General features: G+C 64.4%; 19 protein-coding genes and 1 pseudogene. 7 read left to right on the top strand and 13 right to left on the bottom strand.

The genetic code is table 11. The features are described from left to right. Positions 1-45: 45 nt before the first annotated feature. The 5 genes from GGD62_RS36040 to GGD62_RS36020 all read right to left on the bottom strand — a co-directional run bounded on the left by GGD62_RS36040 (position 46) and on the right by GGD62_RS36020 (position 6,997). Complete coding sequence (locus tag GGD62_RS36040) at positions 46-3,180, bottom strand: efflux RND transporter permease subunit (RefSeq protein ID WP_092261379.1); 3,135 nt, start codon at positions 3,178-3,180, stop codon at positions 46-48. After that, positions 3,180-4,109, bottom strand: a complete 930-nt coding sequence (locus GGD62_RS36035) for an efflux RND transporter periplasmic adaptor subunit (RefSeq protein WP_018321581.1) — start codon at positions 4,107-4,109, stop codon at positions 3,180-3,182. Before GGD62_RS36035 ends, GGD62_RS36040 begins: the two co-directional genes overlap by 1 nt. Positions 4,110-4,267: 158 nt before the next feature. Next, positions 4,268-4,930 carry an OmpA family protein gene (locus tag GGD62_RS36030; protein WP_026202583.1) on the bottom strand — a complete coding sequence of 221 codons (663 nt, stop codon included), beginning with the start codon at positions 4,928-4,930 and terminating at the stop codon, positions 4,268-4,270. Between the two features lie 158 nt (positions 4,931-5,088). After that, the gene (locus GGD62_RS36025; RefSeq protein ID WP_183713156.1) at positions 5,089-6,630 is read right to left on the bottom strand and encodes a caspase family protein; all 1,542 of its coding nucleotides are present in this window, start codon (positions 6,628-6,630) and stop codon (positions 5,089-5,091) included. Positions 6,631-6,727: 97 nt separating this feature from the next. Continuing rightward, positions 6,728-6,997 (bottom strand): hypothetical protein, encoded by a 270-nt coding sequence (locus GGD62_RS36020; protein ID WP_183713153.1) that lies wholly within the window; start codon positions 6,995-6,997, stop codon positions 6,728-6,730. 11 nt (positions 6,998-7,008) lie between these two features. Between GGD62_RS36020 and GGD62_RS36015 the strand changes: the two genes are divergently transcribed. Further along, the gene (locus GGD62_RS36015) at positions 7,009-7,815 is read left to right on the top strand and encodes an N-acyl homoserine lactonase family protein (protein WP_183713150.1); all 807 of its coding nucleotides are present in this window, start codon (positions 7,009-7,011) and stop codon (positions 7,813-7,815) included. A 129-nt stretch (positions 7,816-7,944) separates the two neighbouring features. Here the strand turns inward: GGD62_RS36015 and GGD62_RS41765 are convergent. The 3 genes and pseudogenes from GGD62_RS41765 to GGD62_RS36005 form a co-directional block, all read right to left on the bottom strand. After that, positions 7,945-8,028: pseudogene (locus tag GGD62_RS41765) on the bottom strand (MarR family transcriptional regulator); the annotation flags it as partial. 86 nt (positions 8,029-8,114) lie between these two features. Further along, complete coding sequence (locus GGD62_RS36010) at positions 8,115-8,825, bottom strand: class I SAM-dependent methyltransferase (RefSeq protein WP_246800424.1); 711 nt, start codon at positions 8,823-8,825, stop codon at positions 8,115-8,117. 100 nt (positions 8,826-8,925) lie between these two features. Then, positions 8,926-9,468: a MarR family winged helix-turn-helix transcriptional regulator gene (locus GGD62_RS36005; RefSeq protein ID WP_018321574.1), complete on the bottom strand. Its 543-nt coding sequence runs from the start codon at positions 9,466-9,468 to the stop codon at positions 8,926-8,928. A gap of 110 nt (positions 9,469-9,578) precedes the next feature. Here GGD62_RS36005 and GGD62_RS36000 point away from each other — a divergent pair, with 110 nt between their 5' ends. From GGD62_RS36000 to fahA, 5 genes are all read left to right on the top strand, one after another. Next, entirely contained in the window at positions 9,579-11,195 is a 1,617-nt protein-coding gene (locus GGD62_RS36000) for an FAD-dependent oxidoreductase (protein WP_183713145.1), read from the top strand. Between the two features lie 8 nt (positions 11,196-11,203). After that, the gene (locus GGD62_RS35995; protein ID WP_183237879.1) at positions 11,204-11,437 is read left to right on the top strand and encodes a DUF2783 domain-containing protein; all 234 of its coding nucleotides are present in this window, start codon (positions 11,204-11,206) and stop codon (positions 11,435-11,437) included. 25 nt (positions 11,438-11,462) lie between these two features. Beyond that, positions 11,463-12,419 carry an MBL fold metallo-hydrolase gene (locus GGD62_RS35990; RefSeq protein ID WP_179739711.1) on the top strand — a complete coding sequence of 319 codons (957 nt, stop codon included), beginning with the start codon at positions 11,463-11,465 and terminating at the stop codon, positions 12,417-12,419. 2 nt (positions 12,420-12,421) lie between these two features. After that, entirely contained in the window at positions 12,422-13,768 is a 1,347-nt protein-coding gene (hmgA, locus tag GGD62_RS35985) for a homogentisate 1,2-dioxygenase (RefSeq protein WP_183713142.1), read from the top strand. A 210-nt stretch (positions 13,769-13,978) separates the two neighbouring features. Next, positions 13,979-15,250, top strand: a complete 1,272-nt coding sequence (gene fahA / locus GGD62_RS35980) for a fumarylacetoacetase (protein WP_183713139.1) — start codon at positions 13,979-13,981, stop codon at positions 15,248-15,250. A 102-nt stretch (positions 15,251-15,352) separates the two neighbouring features. Here fahA and GGD62_RS35975 read toward each other — a convergent pair whose 3' ends face one another. Further along, complete coding sequence (locus GGD62_RS35975) at positions 15,353-15,664, bottom strand: DUF1272 domain-containing protein (protein ID WP_183237794.1); 312 nt, start codon at positions 15,662-15,664, stop codon at positions 15,353-15,355. 72 nt (positions 15,665-15,736) lie between these two features. Next, positions 15,737-16,216, bottom strand: coding sequence for an Lrp/AsnC family transcriptional regulator (locus GGD62_RS35970; protein WP_026202578.1), 480 nt, complete (start codon positions 16,214-16,216; stop codon positions 15,737-15,739). Positions 16,217-16,339: 123 nt separating this feature from the next. On the opposite strand from GGD62_RS35970, the gene hppD reads away from it, so the two are divergent. Then, positions 16,340-17,455: a 4-hydroxyphenylpyruvate dioxygenase gene (hppD, locus tag GGD62_RS35965; protein ID WP_183713137.1), complete on the top strand. Its 1,116-nt coding sequence runs from the start codon at positions 16,340-16,342 to the stop codon at positions 17,453-17,455. Positions 17,456-17,588: 133 nt separating this feature from the next. On the opposite strand, the gene GGD62_RS35960 is transcribed toward hppD, so the two are convergent. The 3 genes from GGD62_RS35960 to GGD62_RS35950 all read right to left on the bottom strand — a co-directional run bounded on the left by GGD62_RS35960 (position 17,589) and on the right by GGD62_RS35950 (position 22,050). After that, complete coding sequence (locus GGD62_RS35960) at positions 17,589-18,695, bottom strand: CaiB/BaiF CoA-transferase family protein (protein WP_179739702.1); 1,107 nt, start codon at positions 18,693-18,695, stop codon at positions 17,589-17,591. A 196-nt stretch (positions 18,696-18,891) separates the two neighbouring features. Further along, positions 18,892-19,692, bottom strand: coding sequence for a xanthine dehydrogenase family protein subunit M (locus GGD62_RS35955; protein ID WP_092261368.1), 801 nt, complete (start codon positions 19,690-19,692; stop codon positions 18,892-18,894). A 15-nt stretch (positions 19,693-19,707) separates the two neighbouring features. Then, positions 19,708-22,050, bottom strand: coding sequence for a xanthine dehydrogenase family protein molybdopterin-binding subunit (locus tag GGD62_RS35950; protein WP_018321563.1), 2,343 nt, complete (start codon positions 22,048-22,050; stop codon positions 19,708-19,710). Positions 22,051-22,091: the final 41 nt, after the last annotated feature.

Raw genomic sequence — 22,091 nt, 5'->3', positions numbered from 1 at the left:
CTTGAGGCGCCCTGCGTTAACGCGCCCGGCTACTCGCCCGAAATCTTACTCCGCAGCACGGTGGGCAACGTCTTTCGATGCCGGCGCCGCGCCGTGATGACTGTCCGTCTCGGCGTCCTCGCTGTGCACGATCAGCCGCTTGGCGAAGCGCCAGATCAGGGCGCCAAAATCGTCCATCACCATGAACATCGCGGGCACGAACACCAGCGACAGGATGGTGGAGAAGATCAGGCCGCCGATCACCGCGAGCGCCATCGGCGAGCGGAACTCGCCGCCAGCGCCGACCGCGAGCGCGCTCGGCATCATGCCCGCGGCCATCGCGATCGTGGTCATCACGATCGGCCGGGCGCGCTTCATGCCGGCGTCGATCATCGCCTCTTCGCGCGGCTTGCCGGCGTGAATGGCTTCGATCGCGAATTCCACCAGCATGATCGCGTTCTTGGTGACGATGCCCATCAGCATCAGAATGCCGATCCACACCGGTGTGGTGAGCTGCTTGCCGGTGAGGAGCAGGGCCGCGATGGCGCCGCCGATCGAGAGCGGCAGCGAGAACAGGATGGTGATCGGCTGCAGGAAGGTGCCGAACAGCAGCACCAGCACGGCGTAGACCATCATCAGGCCCGCCGTGATCGCGGTGGCGAAGCCGTCCGACAGCTCGTTGAGGCTTTCGGCGTCGCCGGAGGGAGAGACCTTCACGCCCTTCGGCCGGCTCTTCATCACCGGCAGATCGTAGATCTTCTTGGTGGCGTCGCCGAGTGCGGCGGAGCCGACGAGGTCGGCGGCGACCGTCGCCTGCCGCTCGCGATCGTAGCGGTTGATGCTGGTCGGACCCTGGTCGAGCTTGACGTCGGCGATGACCGAGAGCGGCACGCCGCCCTTCTCGCCGTGCTCGCCGAGCGGCACGCGCAACTGTTCCAGCGTCTTCAGATTGCCGCGCGCGGCATCCTCGAGCTGCACGCGGATCGGCACCAGACGGTCGCCGACGTCGAACTTGGCGAGCGCGGGTCCGACGTCGCCGATGGTGGCGACGCGGATGGTCTGCGACAGGCTTTCAGTCGAGACGCCGAGCCGCGCCGCGAGATCGGCGCGCGGTTCGACGCGCAGCTCGGGCCGCTCCAGCGTGGTTTCCGAGATCACGTTGGAGATGGTCGGAATCCGCTTCATCTGCGTCGCGAGCTCGCTCGCGAAATTGTTGACGATGTTGGCGTCGACACCGGTCACGACCAGCGAGATGGCGCGCAGACCGTTCTCGTCGAGGAACCAGAAGCGGATGTCTGGGATGTTCTCCAGCTCCTGGCTGATCGAGAATTCGAGCTCGCGCTGGGTGATGTCGCGGGCATCCTTGGGCGTGTAATTGATGATCAGTGCGGCGCGCCGGACTTCCTGGGTGCCCGGCGGGACGCGCCCGCCGTCGACGAAGATGCTCTTCACCTCGGGCCGCTTGCGCAGCCGCGCGACGATGTCCTCGGTGACCTTCTCGGTATAGGCAAGCTGGGTGCCCGGCGGCAGCTCGAGGGCCAGCAGTGAGCGCGAACTGTCCTGCGCCGGCAGAAAACCCTGCGGCAACAGCGTAATGCTCCAGATCGAGGCGGCGAAGATGCCGAAGCCGACCAGCACCGTGATGAAATAGTGTTTTACCGACCAGGCCACGATCCGGTGATAGGCCCGCAGCACGCGGCCGGGCGGCGGTTCTTCGTGAGTGCCGGGCTTGAGGAAGTAGGCGGCGAGCACCGGCGTGACGAAGCGCGCGGCGAGCAGCGAGAAGAACACCTGCACCGAGACGGTGATGCCGAACTGCTTGAAGAACTGTCCGGCGATGCCCGACATGAAGCTCGCCGGTGCGAAGATCGCGATGATGGTGAGCGAGATCGCGATCACCGCGAGGCCGATCTCGTCGGCGGCTTCGAGGGCGGCACGATAGGGCGACTTGCCCATGTTCATGTGCCTGACGATGTTCTCGATCTCGACGATGGCGTCGTCGACCAGAATACCCGTCGACAGCGTGATGGCGAGGAAGCTGACGAGGTTCAGCGAGAAGCCGAGCAGGTCCATCGCCCAGAACGCCGGGAAGATCGACAAGGGCAGCGAGATCGCGGCGATGATGGTGGCGCGCAGGTCGCGCAGGAACAAGAGCACGATGACAACGGCGAGGATGGCGCCTTCGAACAGGGTCGAGATCGCCGCGTGGTAATTGCCGTTGGTATATTCGACCGAGGTGTCGATCACCTTCAGGTCGACGTCGGGATAGGCGGCCTTGAGTACGTCGATGCGCTTCTGCACGGCCTCGGCCACCTTGACGTCGCTGGCGCCCTTGGAGCGCTTGATACCGAGCGCGACGATCGGCTCGCCGTTGAAGCGGGCGAAGGTGCGGCGGTCGGCGATGGTGTCAGTGACGGTACCGAGGTCGTCGAGCCGGACCTCGCCGCCGCCGAACAGCGGGATCATGGTGCCGGCAAGGTCGCTCAGCGTCTTGGCGCCGGCGAGCGTGCGGATGGCCTGGTCGTTCTTGCCGATCTCGGCGCGGCCGCCGGCGACGTCGACATTGGTGCCGCGCAGGCTCTGGCTGACATTGACCGCGGTCAGCCCCATCGCCTGCAAACGGTCGGGATCGAGCGAGACCAGAATTTCGCGCTCGACACCGCCGATGCGCTCGACCTGGGCGACGCCGCGCACGCCTTGCAGTGCGCGCTTGACCACGTCGTCGACGAAGTAGGAGAGCTGCTCCGGCGTCTTGCCGGGCGAGATCGCGGCATAGGTGACGATCGGCAGGCCGATCACGTCGACGCGCTGGATCAGCGGCTCGGTGACGTTCTGCGGCAGGTTCGAGCGCACACGCGTCACCGCGTCCTTGACGTCGTTGAGCGCGCGGTCGGTGTTGGTCTCCAGCGCGAACTGGATGGTGGTGACCGACACACCGTCGGTGATCTGTGAGGTAATGTGCCGCACGCCCTCGACGCCGGAGACGGCGTCTTCGACCGTCTTGGTCACCTGCGATTCGAGCTCGGCGGGCGCCGCGCCGAACTGCGACACCACGACCGAGATCACGGGAATGTCGGCCGAAGGCAGCCGCGTCACCGCGAGCTTGGTGAAAGACACCCAGCCGAGGATCAGAAGAATGATCGAGAAGACGACCGACGGCAGCGGATTCCGGATCGACCAAGCCGAGATATTGAGAGCCATCAGCGTACCCGCGTGCGATCGAGTTCATCGGCGAACATGGTCTTGATCTGGTCGCCGTCATGGAGCGAAGAGCCGGCGTCGGCCACGACGATTTCGCCGACGTCGAGGCCTTCCAGGATTTCCGTCGCGTTGTCGGACGAGAGCCCGACCCGCACCTTGCGCGTCTCGATGATGTTGCCCTTGACGACCTGAATGGTGAGATGGTCGATCGCGGTCTTGGGGATCGAGACGCCGCAGCTTCGCTTGGCGTCGATCGAGGCGCGGGCGAACACGCCGACCTTCAGCGACGGATTGTTGGTGACGCTGATGCGGACGCGGCCGAGCTGCGTGGCGCGGTCGATCTCGGGCGCAACCAGCCGGACCCGGCCGATCAGATCGGGCGCGTCATCGCGGCTGATGCGCACGGTGGCGCCGGAGTTGAGCTTGGGCATGTGCACCGCCGGAACCTGAGCATCGAGCTCGATCTCGTTGTTCACGGCGATGCGGAACATCGGGCCGGCCTGCGGGGAAGCAGGCGCGCCGACGATGGTGCGGACCTCGGTGATGAGGCCCGGCGCAGGTGATTTCAGCGAGATCGGACCTTGCGGACCGGGTCTCTGCGGCTGGCCCGGGATCTGCGGCGGCGCCGTCAGGCGCGCCAGCTCCTGGTTGTCGGCAACGACGGTGCCCTCGGTGACGAAGAGATCGGTGACCTTGGATCCCTCCTGGTCGGCGATGACCACGGCCTCGCGGCGCGGCACGAAGAAGCCGGTCACCCGTACAAGGTCGGAGAAGCAGGCATTGGTCGACTTCGTCACGATGACGAGCGCCTCGCTCTGCGTCTCCTTCGGCTCGGCGCGCTTGCGATGCTCGAACAGGTAATAGCCGACGCCGAGCGCGACGACGAACATCACGGTTCCGGCAGGCTTGAGATATTCGGAGAGGTTCATCGCCGGATCATCCTGGCCTGGCTCACGGCCATCCGCGCGAGGCCCATCGAGAGCATTTCCCTGAAACAAAGCGGCGTCCCGCAAGGCTGCGGGACGCGCTCTGGAAGCGAGACTTTACACCACATCACGACTTGTCACTTCAGAGGATTTTGTCGTGCTCACTTCGATGCGGTGGTCTTGTTTTCCATGTTGACGACCTGCACGCGGCGGTTGGCCTCAGCCATCGGCTGGCTCGGATTTTTCAGCTTGCTCTTGCCGTAGCCGACGGTGACGAGGTCGGTGGCGGAGATGCTGTACTTGTCGACGAGGTAGCGCTTGATCGCATCCGCGCGGCGTTCCGACAGGTCCTGGTTGTAGGTTTCGCCGCCGGCGGCATCGGTGTGGCCGGCCACCACGAAGGTGGAGCCCTTCAGGTCGGGACTGGTCAGCGCGCGACCGAGCGCCTGCACGGATGGCATCGACTTGGCGCTGATATTGGCGGAGTTGTAGTCGAACGTGATTTCGAGATCGATGTTCGGCTTGTCCTTGGCGACCGATGCGATTTCCTCGCGCTCGGTCGAGGACAGCGAACGCGTCGAGCGGCCGCGCACCGACTGGATCAGCTTGCTCTCGGCGGCGTTCGGTGCGGGATCGGCCTGGGGGGCGAGCGAGAGGCCGCGGGTCAGGGGCTTCTTGGCCGGGGGCGCCAGCGCGCGGACGATGTCGTCCTCGGTGACGTTCTTGCTGTTGCCGTCATCGCCGGCGAAGGCCGGCAGCGACAGCGCAGCGCCAAGAGTGATGATGGACAGAATCGCGGTAAGTCCCTTTGCAGCCGATTTCATAGCCAGTCCCTCCTGCGCAGCGAGCTCGCGCGGTTCGAAAATTCCTGCCAAAGTTCCTGCAACGAGCCCCCCGGGGAAGGCTGCCTGCGGCTCCGTTCGTTAGTCTTCCCTGGGCCACCAGGGGTTCGAGGCGCCGCCTGCCTCAATTCAAAAAAATACTAGCGCACTCCGTAGCTTGCGAACTCCTGAACGATGTTCGGATCCATCGCTTTGGCATTGGCGATATCAAGCGCGCCTTCCTGGGCGGAGCCATTGCGCTGCTTGGCGAGGCCGCGCCCATAAAGCGAGGAGGTCAGACGCGGGTTGATCCTCAGGGCCGCATCGAAATCGGCGATGGCATTCTTGACCGCGCCCGATTTGAGGTTGACGAGCCCGCGGCTGTCCAGCGCGTCGACGAAGTTGGGCCGCAGCCGCAACGCCTCGTTGCAATCCTTCAGCGCGCCCTGGAGGTCGCCGACCACGGTGCGGGTCCAGCAGCGGTTGTTCAGCGCCTCGACATCCTTGGTGTTGATCCGGAGCGTGTCGTCGAAATCCTTGATGGCGAGGTTGTAGGCGCCCTTGCTGGCATAGACCTGGCCGCGCCGGTACAGCGCGTTCACGTCATCCGGATTGGCGGCAATCTTGGAGGTCAGGCTCTTGATCGTGGGATCGTCGGCCAGCGCGGCGGCGCTCGGCCCGCTGTCGGTGCTCGGTGCCGGAGCGGGATCAATCGGCTTGACCGGCGGTGGCGGCGGGGGCAGGGCGGCCTCGACCTGCGGCTTCGGCGTGGGGGCCGGCGCAGGCGCAGGAGGTGGAGAAGCAGGCGCGGGTGCTGCCGCGGTGTCGGCCGGCTTCGGCGGCGGAGGCGGTGTCGGCGGCGCGGGTGGTGACGGGGGCGGGTTGTTGGCTACCACCGGCGGCGGCGCGGGAGGCGCGGGCGGCGTCGACGGTGCCGGACGCGATCCGCCGGCTCCCGGGCTGAACGAGAAATCTTCGGCCAATGAAGAGGATATCCAAGGCACCTGCTCGCCGCGCGAAGCCCGGGTGACTCCCATCTTGGTCCGGTTCAGCGTCTCCTCGGCCATCAGGTCGGGGACCCGGATTTCCTTCAGGAGCTCCTGGACGAACAGGCTGTGCTCGCCGCCGGCGTCGGAGACCACCGAGGCCAGCGCCGCCGAATACATCACCAGCGTTCCGTTCGGCGCGATCACCGGGGTCAGGCCGGCCGAGAAGCTGCGGAACCGGCGCTCGAACGGATTGCGCCTGGAGGCGTCGACCAGCGCGATCTTGACGCCGGCGCCGCGGGTGTTGAGCTCGCCGAGGACGGTCTCGAGGCTGAAACCGTCGCGGCGCACGTCGGATTCGGTCCAGATCTGTGCATCGATCGGCAGCATGTAGCTCTGGCGCGCCGACTGGATGCCGAAGCCGCTGAAGAACACCAGCGCCACCGATCCCGGCTTGATCTTGCCGTAGAGCTTGTCGAAGGCGCGGCGCATGCCGTCGCCGGTCAGATTCTCGCCGATCTCGACCGAAAAGCCGTCGCGCTTGAGCTCGTCGGCGACGTCACGGGCATCGTTGATCGGTTCCTTCAGCGGAGCATCCGCATCCGGATATTTGGCGTTGCCGATGACCAGCGCAAAGCGGTCACCGGCCGCAAGCGATGGGGCAGTCGGGACGAGCGAGACGAGCAAGGGCAGAAGAAAAAAGAAGCGAATTTTCATAATCAGCGCGGTCCAGCCAAAAAGGCGCCGTTCCCAGCTTGCGCCGCGGCGACCTTAACTTACGCTTCCTGCATTATCAAACCGGGGACGGGGGGCGTCAACTGCTTGGAGATTCGGCGTTATCGCGACGATTGACCGCAACGCCTGGGTGCGCCGCAGGGAGGATAAACAGGCTGTCATGTTTGTGCTCGACGTGATCCGGCTCGATCTTACCGGCGGACGTTAGGGACTCCATGGCGACGAAAATGTGATTGGTCTCACATTGAATGGCCTGCCGCCGTGATGCGGCGCGGCGTTTGACCTTTGCAGCGGAGAATGGCTTGGTGCGCAGGATCGTGCCGAAGATCCACTCAAAAAAGCAAAGCAAAAGCAAAAACCATGGGAAACGCCTACGAGATTTACGCCCTGCGCTATGCGACGATGTCGCCGCGCACCCCCAGCATGAACTTCCTTCAGCCCGATCCGCATGACAGCGCGGCGCAGGACCTCGACTACTTCGTCTGGCTGATCCGCGGGGACGGCCGCGACATCCTGGTCGACACCGGCTTCAATGCCGAGGAGGCGAGCGCGCGGGCGCGCAAGCTGACGCTCAATCCGGTCGATGCGCTGGAGCGCTTTGGCGTCGCGGCGTCAAGCATTCGCGACGTCATCGTGACGCATCTGCATTACGACCACGCCGGCAATCTCGATCGCTTCCAGAATACGCGCTTCCACCTCCAGGAGCGCGAGATGGCCTACGCGACCGGGCGCTGCATGTGCAACGGACTGCTGCGACATCCGTTCTCGGTCGAGCACGTCACGCAGATGGTGCGCCACGTCTATGGCGAGCGCGTCACGTTCTATTCCGGCGACGGCGAGGTCGCGCCCGGCGTCACCGTGCATCGCGTCGGCGGCCATTCGGACGGCTTGCAGGTGGTCAAGGTGGAGACCGCGCGCGGGCCGGTGGTGCTGGCGTCCGATGCCGCGCATTACTACGCCAATCTGCAGCGCAAGAGCCCGTTCCCGATCGTCTACAATGTCGGCGACATGGCGGTGGGTTGGGAGACGATCGAGCGTCTCGCCGGCCATCCTGACAGGTTCATTCCCGGCCATGATCCGATCGTGACGGAAATTTATCCGCGCGCCAGCGACAAGGTCGACGCATGGGCGCTGCATCTGCCGCCGTCGCGGTCGTTTGCGAAGTGAGGGCGAAGCCGTCATTCCGGGGCGCGCGAAGCGCGAACTATGTGCGCAGTTGCGCACCTGAGAATCGCGCGCCACAATCTCTGGATTCCGGGTTCGCCGCTTTGCGGCGCCCCGGAATGACAGCGTCGGCTAATACGCCTGCTTGGCGTCGGCCTCTTTGCTGGTCTGGATCAGATCGAGACTCGCTTCGATCTTGCCGAGCTGGATCGAGAGCGCCGGGTTTGAGTCTCGATCGGCAATTCCGGTCTGACCTTTTCTTCGGACGTGTGCGGTCTCCGAGACGGGCGGCAGATATGGTTTCAACGAGTGCCGGCAGGATCCACACAAGCAACGATATCGCGGGGAGATTTTCGAGCCGCTAGCTCCGGGGGAGAGAATATCGCCAGGTATCCTCCGTCCCCTGCGAGCTTATATGTGGCGACCTCGCGATAGCCGACGGCAGTTAATTCGCAGCGCAAGAGCGCAATTGGCGTGCCGTGCTTCGACGTCGGAAGCTCAAGATCAACAATTCCCACCCGCGCACCCTGCTTCAAGGCGGGCGCGAGATTGTAGAGGAAGGCATAGGGTTGGGCTATCTCGTGATACATATGCGCAAGGATTGCTGCGTCCAGCGAGGAAGCGGGCAGACGCGGGTCGTGGGGTTCGCCGAGCGCGAATTGCACGTTCGTCAACTTCAGAAGTTTTGTTCGCCTGGCGAGTTCGACGAGGTAATCCCGCGTGACGTCCTGGGCAACGACAGAGCCGGCGGGTCCGACGAGGTGCGAGAGCCTGACCGTGTGGTAGCCACTGCCTGCTCCAATGTCACCGACTGTCATACCTGGTTTCAGTTCAAGAACGCGTGCAATTTGACCGGCCTCATTGAGGGCGTCGCGGCGCTCTTCGGCGGAGCGGCGCGGGCTGACGATTCGAGCGATCGGGCGCTGCGGTGAGGGAAACTTGTTTGCAGCGACTCCGGGGGGAGCCAGATAACCCATGTCAACGGCGTATGCGCGAGTTGCGATAAGCGCCATAAGGAGCATCGCTATATACGCCACTGCCGTCACGGGCCTACCAAGCTTTCTCAACCGGACTCCCAAAAAGCCGACGTCTGCGCCTCCATGAGTACGCGTCCTAATACGCCTCTTTCGCGTCGGCCTCTTCGCTGGTTTGGATCAGATCGAGATTCGCTTCGATTTTGCCGAGCAGCACCGAGAGCTGCTTGCGCTCCTGCGCGGAGAGGCAGGCGAGGATTTCGTCTTCCCGCCGCAGCAACTGCGGGAACAGCTCTTCGTAGAGCGCGCGGCCCTTCTTCGTCAGTTGCAGGCGGAATTCGCGGCGGTCGGCTTCGTTCTCGACCCGCTCGATCAGGTCCTCGTTGAGCAGCGCAGTCACCGCGCGACTGATGGTGGATTTGTGCGTGCGGGTGCATTGCGCGATGTACTGCGCGCTACACGCATCGTTGCGGAACCCGAGCGTGGCGATCACGCGCCAGGCCGGAATGTCGAGACCATGCCGTTCCTGGTATTCGACCGCGAGCGCGGAACTGACTTCCGCTGCGAGCCGGTTGAGGCGGAACGGCACGAACTTGAACAGGTCGAGCCGTGCCTTTGGCCGCACGGAGGCCTCGTCGGCTTCGCGTGCCTTCAGTGCGATGTCGCTGGATGTCCTCGCCAAGGCGCGCGCTCCGAATTCCAGTTGACGGCCGGCCGGCTCCGGTCCAAAATAGTTGCACGTGAGACTATCTAGCAGATCAGGCCTCTCCTGACCAGAGCCGAGGTTCGAGTATGGCGCAGGCCACGACCTATCAGGCCAAAGCCCAGTTCGGCTATCGCCGCCATGCCGATCAGGACCGCGCCGGCCAAGGCCCGGCCGAGCATCCGGTCGTGGTTGTCGGCGCCGGCCCGGTCGGGCTGTCGCTCGCGATCGACCTTGCCCAGCGCGGCCAGCGCGTCGTCCTTCTGGATGATGCCGACCGCATCGGCGAGGGCTCGCGCGCGATCTGCTTCTCTAAGCGGTCGCTGGAATATTGGGACCGGCTCGGCGTCGGCGACCGCATGGTCGCCAAGGGCGTGGTGTGGAGCGTCGGCCGGATCTTCCACGGGGAGTCCCTGCTCTACCAGTTCAACCTCCTGCCCGAGGACGGCCACAAGCGGCCCGCCTTCATCAATCTCCAGCAATACTACGCCGAAGCCTATCTGGTCGATCGTATCAGCGATCTGCCCGAGATCGACCTGCGCTGGCGCAACAAGGTGACGGCGCTGGAGCAGCGCAACGATTCCGTCGCATTGACGATCGAAACGCCGGAGGGCGCCTACCGTTTGCATGCGCAATATGTGATCGCCTGCGACGGCGCCCGCTCCTCGCTGCGGCAGATGGTCGGCGCCGAGTTTGCGGGGCAGGTGTTCGAGGACCAGTTCCTGATCGCCGACGTCAAGATGACCGCGGAATTCCCGACCGAGCGCTGGTTCTGGTTCGATCCGCCGTTCCACGCCGGCCGCTCCGCCTTGCTGCACCGGCAACCCGACGACGTCTGGCGTATCGACCTCCAGCTCAATCGCTACGCCGATCCGGTGGTCGAGAAGAAGCCGGAGAACGTGCGGCCGCGGATCGCGCGCATGCTCGGCCACGACAAGTTCGAGTTCGAGTGGATCTCGCTGTACAAATTCCAGTGCCGGCGGATGGACCGCTTCATCCATGGCCGCGTGATTTTTGCCGGCGATTCCGCGCATCAGGTCTCGCCGTTCGGTGCCCGCGGTGCGAACTCGGGACTCGAGGACGCGGAAAATCTGTCCTGGAAGCTCGACCGCGTGCTGCGCGGCACCTCGCCCGCCAGCCTGCTCGAGAGCTATCATGCCGAGCGCAGCCTGGCGGCCGACGAGAACATCCGCGAATCCACCCGCTCGACCGATTTCATGGCGCCGAACTCGCATCAGGAAGCGCGGCTGCGCAAGGCGGTGCTGTCGCTGGCCAAGGAGACCGAGTTCGGCAAGCGCATGGTCAATGGCGGGCGCCTGTCGGTGCCGTGCAGCTACGACTCTCCGTTGTCGTCGCCGGATGCAGATGCGTGGGGCGGCGGACCGTCGCCAGGGTGCTCCATGCTCGATGCGCCAATTGCCGAGCAGGCCTATCTGACAGACGCCTTCCGCAAGGGTGGAACAGACTTCACCCTGCTCTCGTTCAACAATGGCGCGGCGATCGACGTGCCCGACGGGGTCAAGACTATTCGCATCGGTGGCGAGGGCGGACTTGCCGATCCCTCGGGCCTCGTCGCAAAGCGCTACGACGCCGCGCCTGATACAGCCTATCTGCTCAGGCCCGATGGCTATGTCGCCGCGCGCTTCCGCCATCCAACGCGCGCAGCGATCGCGGCGGCGTTGTCGCAGGCTCAAGGGCTCAATTGAGGTTTCGCATGCCGTTGTCTACCAGCTCCAACTTTGCGCGGCCGGACGATGCCTTTCGCGCCATCGTCGAAGCGCATCGCGGGTTCACCGAGGAGCAAAGCGCTGATTTCGACGCGGCACTGGTGCTGATCCTTGCCAACCATATCGGCGACATCGGTGTGCTGCGTGAGGCGATCGAGCTTGCCAAGCGCCGCATGATCGACGGCCAGCAGCAACAACAACAACAGCAGCAACAACAATAGCCCAAAAGACTCAAAGGACGAATTGATGGCGAAGAACTTCGCATCCACCGGTGACCTCTCGGAAAAGAAAATCACCTTCTCCGAGATCGGCACCGATCTCTACGCCTTCACCGCCGAGGGTGATCCGAACACTGCCGTGATCGTCGGCGACGACGGTTGCCTGGTGTTCGACGCGCAGGCGACGCCGGCGATGGCGAACAAGGTGATCGAGCGCGTCCGCACCGTGACCGACAAGCCGATCAAGTACGTCGTGCTGTCGCACTATCACGCCGTGCGCGTGCTGGGGGCCTCCGCCTACAAGGCGCAAGGCATCGTTGCCTCGCAGGAGACCTATCGGCTGATCGAGGAGCGCGGCAAGCAGGATTGGGATTCCGAGTACGGCCGCTTCCCGCGGCTGTTCCAGGACGCGCAGAGCATCCCCGGCCTGACCTGGCCGACGCTGACGTTCGAAGGCGAGATGTCGATTTATCTGGGCAAGCGCGAAGTGCGGCTGATGCAGCTCGGGGCCGGCCACACCTCCGGTGACATCGTCGCCTGGGTGCCTGATGCCGAAGTGATGTTCTCCGGCGATCTCATCGAATATCACTCGGCCTGCTATTGCGGCGATGCGCATTTGCGCGAATGGCCGATGACGCTGAACGAGATCCGCAACTTCAATCCCAAGGCGATCGCGCCGGGCCGCGGCGATGCGCTCAACGGCACCGCCACGGTGCGCGAAGCCATCGCGATGACCCGCGATTTCGTCACCTCGCTCTATGGCGCTGCCGAAATCTCGGTGGCCAAGGGTCGCACGCTGAAGGAATCGATGGCGGCGACCCGCGAGGTCATGGATCCGAAATTCCACAGCTTCGCCATCTACGAGCACTGCCTGCCGTTCAACGTGTCTCGCGCCTATGACGAGGCGTCGGGGATCGACGATCCCGTGATCTGGACCGACAAGCGCGACCAGGACATGTGGGCAGCCCTGCAAGGAGGAGGATAGTGATGAACATCAACACCTCGCCCGATCAGATCGTCCGAAGCTCGGCGCAGGTGACGCCGGGCTACATGTCCGGCTTCGGCAACAGCTTCGAGACCGAGGCGCTGCCGGGCGCGCTGCCGATCGGGCGCAACTCGCCGCAGCGCTGCGCCTACGGGCTCTACGCGGAGCAGCTCTCCGGCTCGCCCTTCACCGCGCCGCGCGGCACCAATGAGCGTTCCTGGCTCTACCGCATCCGCCCCTCGGTGAAGCATTCCGGGCGCTTCGAGAAGGTCGATGCCGGCCTGTGGCGCTCCGCACCGTGCCACGAATACGATCTGCCGATCGCGCAGATGCGCTGGGATCCGACGCCGCTGCCGAAGGAAGAAATGACCTTCGTCCAGGGCGTGCAGACCATGACGACGGCGGGCGACGTGAACACGCAGGCCGGCATGGCCGCGCATGTCTACCTCATCACCAAATCGATGGTGGACCAGCATTTCTACAATGCCGACGGCGAGCTGATGTTCGTGCTTCAGCAGGGCAATCTTCGTCTCGTCACCGAGTTCGGCCGCATCGATGCCGAGCCCGGCGAGATCGTCGTGATCCCGCGCGGCGTCAAGTTCCGCGTCGAGATTCCGAACGGGCCGGCGCGCGGCTATCTCTGCGAGAATTACGGCGGCGCCTTCACGCTGCCGGAGCGCGGGCCGATCGGCGCCAATTGCCTTGCCAACGCCCGCGACTTCCTCACCCCCGTCGCGCATTACGAGGACAAGGACACGCCGACAGAGCTCTACGTGAAATGGGGCGGCTCGCTGTTCAAGACCACTCTGCCGCATTCGCCGATCGACGTCGTCGCCTGGCACGGCAATTACGCGCCCTACAAATACGATCTGCGCACCTTCTCGCCGGTCGGTGCGATCGGCTTCGATCATCCCGATCCCTCGATCTTCACGGTTCTCACTTCGCCGTCGGAGACGGCGGGCACCGCGAATATCGACTTCGTGATCTTCCCCGAGCGCTGGATGGTCGCCGACAACACCTTCCGGCCGCCCTGGTATCACATGAACATCATGAGCGAGTTCATGGGCCTGATCTACGGCGTCTACGATGCCAAGCCGCAAGGCTTCGTCCCCGGCGGCATCTCCTTGCACAATTGCATGCTGCCGCACGGCCCCGATCGCGACGCCTTCGAGCATGCCAGCAACGGCGAATTGAAGCCGGTGAAGCTGACGGGGACGATGGCCTTCATGTTCGAGACCCGCTACCCGCAGCGCGTCACCGCCCACGCCGCGAACGCGTCCACGCTGCAGGACGACTACGCGGATTGCTGGAAGGGGCTCGAGAAGCGGTTCGATCCGAACAAGCCGTAGTCTCTCTTACCCTCCCCTGGAGGGGGAGGGTCGTTACGCATGCAGCGAAGCGGAATGCGTAGCGGGGTGGGGTGACGGTCTCTCCGCAAGGAACACTGCCCGCGTTGAGAGATCACCCCACCCCGTCCCATATTTCGCTGCGCTCAATATGAGCCGACCCTCCCCCTCCAGGGGAGGGTGACACCGTCACCGCTGCGCAACGGGAAACCCATGCCCCATCCCAACGACCCCAGCCTCTGCTCCTTCATCGAGATCGATCCCGCCTCCGACTTCCCGATCCAGAACCTGCCCTATGGCGTGTTCTCGACCGCGGGGAATCCGACGCCGCGGGTCGGTGTCGCGATCGGCGATTACGTGCTCGATCTCTGGGAGCTCGAGCAGGATTCCCGCCTCGATGTCGGCCCGCTCGGGGTGTTCTCCGGGCCCTCGCTCAATCCCTTCATGACGCTAGGGCCAAAGGTCTGGGCCAAGACCCGGGCGCGGATCAGTGAGCTTCTGCGGGCCGATCATGCTGAGCTGCGTGACAATGGGGAACTGCGTAGCCGCGCGCTCGTGCCGATGCGCGATGCCAGACTGCACATGCCGTTCACCGTCTCCGGCTATACCGACTTCTATTCGTCGAAGGAGCACGCCACCAATGTCGGCGTGATGTTCCGCGGCAAGGACAATGCGCTGCAGCCAAACTGGCTGCATATGCCGATCGCCTATAACGGCCGCGCCTCGACAGTGGTGGTTTCAGGCACCCAGGTGAAGCGGCCGCGCGGGCAGCTGAAGCCGCCGAATGTCGAGGTGCCGAGCTTCGGGCCCTGCAAGCGGCTCGATTTCGAGCTGGAGATGGGCGTCGTGATCGGCCAATCCTCGCCGATGGGCGGCATGCTGAGCGAGCAACAAGCCGAAGAGATGATCTTCGGCTTCGTGCTGCTCAACGACTGGAGCGCGCGCGATATCCAGCAATGGGAATATGTGCCGCTCGGTCCGTTCCTGGCCAAAGCGTTCGCGACCTCGATCAGCCCCTGGGTGGTGACGCGCGAGGCGCTGGAGCCGTTCCGCCTGAACGGACCGGAGCAGCAGCCGGTGCCGCTCGATTATCTCAGGCAGGGCAAGCCGCAGAATTACGATGTCGAGCTCGACGTCTCCTTGCGCGCCGCCGGCGCCAACGCGCCCGCCAGCATCAGCCGCACCAATTTCAAATACATGTATTGGTCCTCGGTGCAGCAGCTGATGCACCATGCCTCCTCCGGCTGCGCCATGAATGTCGGCGATCTCTTAGGGTCCGGCACCATCTCCGGTCCGGAAAAGAACCAGCGCGGCAGCTTGCTCGAGATCAGCTGGAACGGCACCGAGCCAGTTGAATTGCCCGGCGGCGCCAAGCGCTACTTCCTGGAAGACGGCGACAGCCTCGTGATGCGCGGCTGGTGCCAGGGCAACGGCTATCGCGTCGGCTTCGGCGAGGTCGAGGGGACGATTTTGGCGGCGGAGTGATTACGGCGCGCTCCGGTCTCGTAGGGTGGGCAAAGCGAAGCGTGCCCACCATATCGATGACGTGGGCACGGCGCTAACGCGCCTTTGCCCACCCTACGAGATCTACCGCTTCTCCGGCGGCACGTCCCGTATCCGCGCGCAATGTGCCGCGACGTCCTCGACGCTGTATTTCAAATGCACCCGCTTGTCCGACGGCACCTGCTTGTTCGTGCAGACGCCCGGCCGCCATTCCTGCGTCGGCCTGATCGGGCGCGGCGCAAAACCGCCGCCGCAGTTCGGGCAGACGTTGGAGAGTTTCGTCTCGACGCAATCCGCGCAGAACGTGCATTCGTAGGAGCAGATCCGCGCATCAATTGCATCGGGCGGCAGGTCGCGGTCGCAATATTCGCAGTTCGGTCGAAGCTGGAGGGCCATGGCTGAATCTCCGGATTGGCCGGGATCATCGCAGATCGCGGGGGAAGCGCGAATGACGTAGTTCCCTCGATTTCAGCCGGCCTTGATCTCCCTGAGCGGCAATCGCGAGCTCTCCTTCAGCCTGTCGAGCACGATGGAAGAGCGTACATGCGCCACGCTCTGATGCGGCATCAAGACGTCGTTGACGAGGTTGGAGAGCCCTTTGAGATCGCGCAGCACCGCCTTCAGCACGTAGTCGGCGTCACCGGTGAGCGAATAGGCCTCCTGAATCTCGTCGATACGGCCAACCAATGCGCGAAACCGCTTCGAGTTATCCGGCGAGTGAGTCGCGAGCGTCACCTGGATGAAGGCGACCACGCCGAAGCCGAGTGCCTCGCTGGAGAGATCGGCGTGATAGCCCGCGATCACCTTCTCCTCCTCCAGCCGCATCCGCCGGCGCGAGCATTGTGAGGCCGAAAGCCCCGCGAGGTCGGCGAGCTCCTGGTTGGTGAGGCGGCCATCGTCCTGGAGCGCGCCCAGGATCCTGAGGTCGAAGGCGTCAACCGAAATCATGCGTCGTTTGCCCTTATCATGCACGGATTGTGCATATGATAGCCAAAGACCGTCTCGTTTGCACGCTCATTGCGGGCTCCATGAAGGATAGTTCCTCCCAGCAGCAATTTGGGAGAGCCGTCTATGGGACCGTTTCCGCACGATGCACTGCCGGCCACTGTTAGCGCCGACAATCCGATGGGCACCGATGGGTTCGAGTTCGTCGAATATGCGCATCCCAATCCAGAAGAGCTGCATGCGCTGTTCAAGCTGATGGGCTATGCGCCCGTCGCGCGCCACAAGACCAAGAAGATCACGGTCTACCGCCAGGGCGACATCAACTATCTCGTCAACGAGGAGCCGGGCAGCCACGGTTACGAGTTCGTTGCCACGCACGGGCCCTGCGCGCCCTCGATGGGGTTCCGCGTCGTCGATGCGAAGGCGGCCTATGACCGCGCGATTTCGCTCGGTGCGGAGCCTGCCGATGTGTCATCGGCGCAGAAGACGCTCGACGTGCCCGCGATCAAGGGCATCGGCGGCAGCCTGCTCTATCTGGTCGACCGCTACGGTGCTAAAGGTTCGGCCTATGATGCCGAGTTCGAATGGCTCGGCGCACGCGATCCGCGGCCTGCCGGCGCCGGCCTGTTCTATCTCGACCATCTCACCCACAACGTCCACCGCGGCCGCATGGATGTCTGGGCCGGCTTCTACGAGAAGCTGTTCAACTTCCGCCAGATCCGCTTCTTCGACATCGAGGGCCGCGCCTCCGGACTGTTCTCCCGCGCGCTGACCAGCCCGGATGGCAAGATCCGGATTCCGATCAACGAGGATGCCGGCGATTCCGGCCAGATCGAGGAATATCTGAAGACCTATCGCGGCGAGGGCATCCAGCACATCGCCTGCGGCTGCCGCGACATCTACCGCACCATCGAAGACCTGCGTGACGCCGGCCTGCCGTTCATGCCGCCGCCGCCCGAGACTTATTTCGAGCGGATCGACGCGCGCCTGCCCAAGCATGGCGAGGACCTCGCGCGTCTCCAGAAGAACGGCATCCTGATCGACGGCGAGGGCGTGGTCGAGGGCGGCCAGACCAAGGTGCTGCTCCAGATCTTCTCGGCCAACGCGATCGGCCCGATCTTCTTCGAGTTCATCCAGCGCAAGGGCGACGACGGATTCGGCGAGGGCAATTTCAAGGCTCTGTTCGAATCGATCGAGGAGGATCAGATCCGGCGCGGGGTTTTGAAGGTGGATGCGGCGTAGGTTCCAGCCTCACGCACACTGCCGTAGGGTGGGCAAAGCGAAGCGTGCCCACGTCCTGCCCAGTTGATGCGAAGACGTGGGCACGGCGCTGCGCGCCCTTGCCCACCCTACGCGACCTTTGTCCGGGTGAGACTTACCTCTTCCACGCCTGCATCACCGCGCCGATTTCCGCCGGCTCCGGCTCACGCACCGCCGACGGTGTCCGCGAGAAGCGCGGCGCCGGGGCGGGCTGCTTCACGCCGTGGCGCTCGACGAACACGTTGCGGGCGACCATGTGCGGATGCTGGGTTGCTTCCGACATGGTCAGCACCGGCGCGAAGCAGATGTCGGTGCCTTCCATGATCTTGCACCAGTCCTCGCGCGTCTTGCTCTTGAACACGGCCTTCAGCTTCTCCTTCAGCGCCGGCCAGGCCTTGGGGTTCATCTGCGCGTCGAAATCGGCATCCGTCAGGCCCGCATGCTCGCGCAGCAGCGCGTAGAACTGCGGCTCGATCGAGCCGATCGAGACGAAGTGCCCGCAGGCACATTCATAGACGCCGTAAAAATGCGCGCCGCCGTCGAGGAAGTTCTGGTTGCGCCCCTCGGTCCAGCGGCCCAGCGTCGTCATGTCGAAGAAGAACGACATCAGCGAGGCCGCCCCGTCGCACATCGCGGCATCGACGACCTGGCCCTTGCCGGATCGCTGCGCTTCCAGCAGGGCTGCGAGCACGCCGACGACGAGATAGAGCGCGCCGCCGCCGAAATCGCCGACCAGATTGAGCGGCGGCACCGGTGCTTCCTTCGTGCCGATGGCGGCCAGCGCGCCGGTGATGGAGATGTAATTGATGTCGTGGCCGGCCGCGTTGGCGAGCGGGCCTTCCTGGCCCCAGCCGGTCATGCGGCCATAGACCAGTTTGGGATTGCGAGCGAGCACGACGTCCGGCCCGAGCCCGAGCCGCTCCATCACGCCGGGACGAAAGCCCTCGACCAGCGCATCGGCGCTGGCAAGCAGGTCGAGCACCTCTGCGATCGCCGCCTTGTCCTTCAGGTCGAGCTCGATCACCTTGCGGCCGCGTCCCGCCACCGACTTCATGCTCTTCTTCGCGCCGACCCGGTCGAGCGTGACGACGTCGGCGCCCATGTCCGCCAGCATCATGCAGGCGAACGGGCCAGGGCCGATGCCGGCGAATTCGACGATGCGGAAGCCCGAGAGCGGGCCGGAGGCGCGGACGGTCGAGGTGGGCGCTGATTTATCGAGCACGTTGTTGTTTCCTCGGGTCGCGGGCGGATGCCGATGGTTCGGTATCGCCGCTGACATTATTCTTGGAGCGAGTTAATCGGCTGATTAACTTTTCTCGCCTTCATGCCAGCGAGGCAAGCGCTTTTGATGCCGCACCGCCAAAATAAAACGGCGCGCACCGAAGTGCGCGCCGCGGAAAATTTGTGTCGAGGCGCTATCAGCGCGCCGCGGCCACCGCGCGCTGCGCCATTACCTTGATGAGGTTGGCGCGGTACTCGGCAGTGCCGTGGATGTCAGCCAGCAATCCGCTCGCCGAAATGCTGACGCCATCGATCGCCGACGGCGACCAGTTCGCCTTCAGCGCGGCTTCAATCGCGGGCACCCGCATCACACCGGATTGCGAGGCACCAGTCGCGGCGACGCGAACCTCGCCCGATTTGGTCTGCGCGACGAACACGCCGGTCAGCGCAAAGCGCGAGGCCGGATGCCGCATCTTCTCGTAGCCTGCTTTCGCCGGCACCGGGAACGACACGGCGGTGATGATCTCGCCGTCTTCGAGCGCCGTGGTGAACAGGCCCTGGAAGAAGTCCTCGGCCGAGATCGACCGCTTGTTGGTCTTCACGGTGGCGCCGAGTGCGAGCAATGCAGCGGGGAAATCCGCGGCTGGATCGTTGTTGGCGATCGAGCCGCCGATCGTACCGCGGTAACGCACGGCGGGGTCGCCGAGCACCGAGGTGAGATAGGCGATCGCAGGAATCGCCTTCTTCACATCGGCATTGGTCATGATGTCGTAATAGATCGTGGCGGCCTTGATGGTCAGCGTGTCGCCCGACAATTCGACGCCCTGCAGCTCCTTGATCTTGCCGAGGTCGATCACGTCGGACGGGCTTGCGAGGCGCTGCTTCATCACAGGCAGCAGCGTCTGGCCGCCGGCAAGGAACTTGGACTCGCTGCCCTTGGCGAACAGGCTTGCAGCCTCGTCGACCGAGGAAGCGCGATGATAGGTGGTCTGGTACATCTTCGTTCCTCCCTCTTAAGCCGCGTTGATCGTGCGCCACACCCGATCAGGGGTTGCGGGCATTTCCAGATTGTTCTTGCCGATCGCATCCGTGATCGCGTTGATCACGGCCGCAGAGGCGCCGATCGCGCCGGCCTCACCGCAGCCCTTGATGCCCAAGGGATTGCCCGGGCAAAGGGTCGTGGTGTGGGAGAGGTTGAAGGAGGGCACATCGTCGGCGCGCGGCATGGCGTAGTCCATGAACGAGGCCGTGACCGGCTGGCCGTTGGCGTCGTAAATCGCGTGCTCGAGCAGCGCCTGCCCGATGCCTTGAACAAGGCCGCCATGGACCTGGCCCTCGACGATCATCGGGTTGATCAGCCGGCCGAAATCGTCGGCCGCGACGAAGTTGACGAAGGACGTCTTGCCGGTGCCGGGATCGACCTCGAGCTCGCAGATATAGGTGCCGGCCGGGAAGGTGAAGTTGGTCGGATCGTAGAAGGCGCTCTCCTTCAGACCCGGCTCCATCCCGTCAGGCAGATTGTGCGCGGTGTAGGCCGCGAGCGCGACCATCGGCAGGGCAATCGCCTTGTCGGTGCCGGTCACCTTGAACTCTCCGTTCTCGATGACGATGTCGGCCTCGGAAGCTTCCAGCGCATGGGCCGCAATCTTCTTGGCCTTCGATTCCATCTTCTCCATGGCCTTCAGGATCGCGGTGAGGCCGACGGCCGCCGAGCGCGAGCCGTAGGTGCCCATGCCGAACTGCACCTTGTCGGTGTCGCCATGGACGATCGAGACCTGGCTGATGGGAACGCCGAGGCGATCGGCGACGAGCTGGCAGAACGTGGTCTCGTGGCCCTGGCCGTGGCTGTGCGATCCCGTCAGGATCTCGATGGTGCCGACCGGGTTGACGCGCACCTCGGCCGATTCCCACAGGCCGACGCCGGCGCCGAGGCTGCCGACCGCCTTCGACGGCGCGATGCCGCAGGCCTCGATGTAGCAGGACACGCCGATGCCGCGCAGCTTGCCTTGCGACTTGGCTTGCGCCTTGCGCGCGGCGAAGCCGGCATAGTCGATCGCCTTCATCGCGGCATCGAGCGAGGCGTTAAAGTCGCCGGTGTCATAGGCCATGATCACAGGCGTCTGATGCGGGAACTGGGTGATGAAATTGGTCCGGCGCAGTTCGGCCGGATCGACCTTGAGCTGCCGCGCCGCCGTTTCCATCAGCCGCTCGATCAGATAGCTCGCCTCGGGGCGGCCCGCGCCGCGATAGGCGTCGACCGGCGTGGTGTTGGTGTAGACCCCGATCACCTCGGCATGGATCGCCGGGATGTTGTACTGGCCCGACAGTAGCGTCGCGTAGAGATAGGTCGGCACCGAGGACGAGAACAGCGACATGTAGGCGCCGAAATTGGCGTAGGTCTTCACCTTGAAGCCGGTGATCTTGTTGTTGGCGTCGAACGCCATCTCGGCATGGGTCACATGGTCGCGGCCGTGCGCGTCGGTGAGGAAGGCCTCGGTGCGGTCGCCGGTCCATTTCACGGGACGGCCGACCTTCTTGGAGGCCCACAGCGCCACCATCTCTTCGGGATAGATGAAGATCTTGGAGCCGAAGCCGCCGCCGACATCAGGGGCGATCACGCGCAGCTTATGCTCGGGGGCGATGTTGTAGAACGCCGAGAGCACGAGGCGGGCGACGTGCGGGTTCTGCGAGGTCGTATAGAGCGTGAAATGCTCTTCCGCCGCGTCGTAATCGGCGATCGCCGCGCGCGGCTCCATCGCGTTCGGGGCGAGGCGGTTGTTGGTGACGTCGAGCTTGACCACATTGGCGGCCTTGGCGAAGGCGGCATCGGTGGCGCCCTCGTCGCCGATCACCCAGTCATAGACCTGGTTGCCGGGAGCTTCGGGGTGAAGCTGCGGCGCGCCAGACTTGATCGCGGCCTGGACGTCGGCGACTGCGGGAAGTTCCTCGTAATCGACGACGACGGCCTCGGCCGCATCGCGCGCCAGATTCTTGCTTTCGGCGATCACGACCGCGACGGCCTGCCCGACGAAGCGCACCGTCTCCGGCGCCATCGCCGGCCATGCGCCCATCTTCATCGGGCTGCCGTCCTTGGAGGTGATGGCCCAGCCGCAAATGAGATTGCCGACCTTGTCGTCGACAATCTCTCGGCCCGTGAGCACGGCGACCACGCCCGGCATCTTCAGCGCGGCGGAGGAATCGATCCCCTTCACCTTGGCGTGGGCGTGCGGGCTGCGGATGAAATGGGCATGGGTCATGCCCACCAATTTGATGTCGTCCACGTACCGGCCCTTGCCGGTGATGAAACGCTTGTCTTCCTTGCGCACGACTCGCGCGCCGATGCCTTCAACACCCATGTCTGGTCCTCCCGACCGGAAATTTCTTTGACCGCGCTTTC

Origin of the sequence: Bradyrhizobium sp. ERR14, assembly GCF_014198235.1 — a bacterium.
In the GTDB taxonomy this organism is placed as follows: domain Bacteria; phylum Pseudomonadota; class Alphaproteobacteria; order Rhizobiales; family Xanthobacteraceae; genus Bradyrhizobium.
Note: the sequence above shows the minus strand (reverse complement) of the source record. Positions and strands in the feature narration are given on the sequence as shown.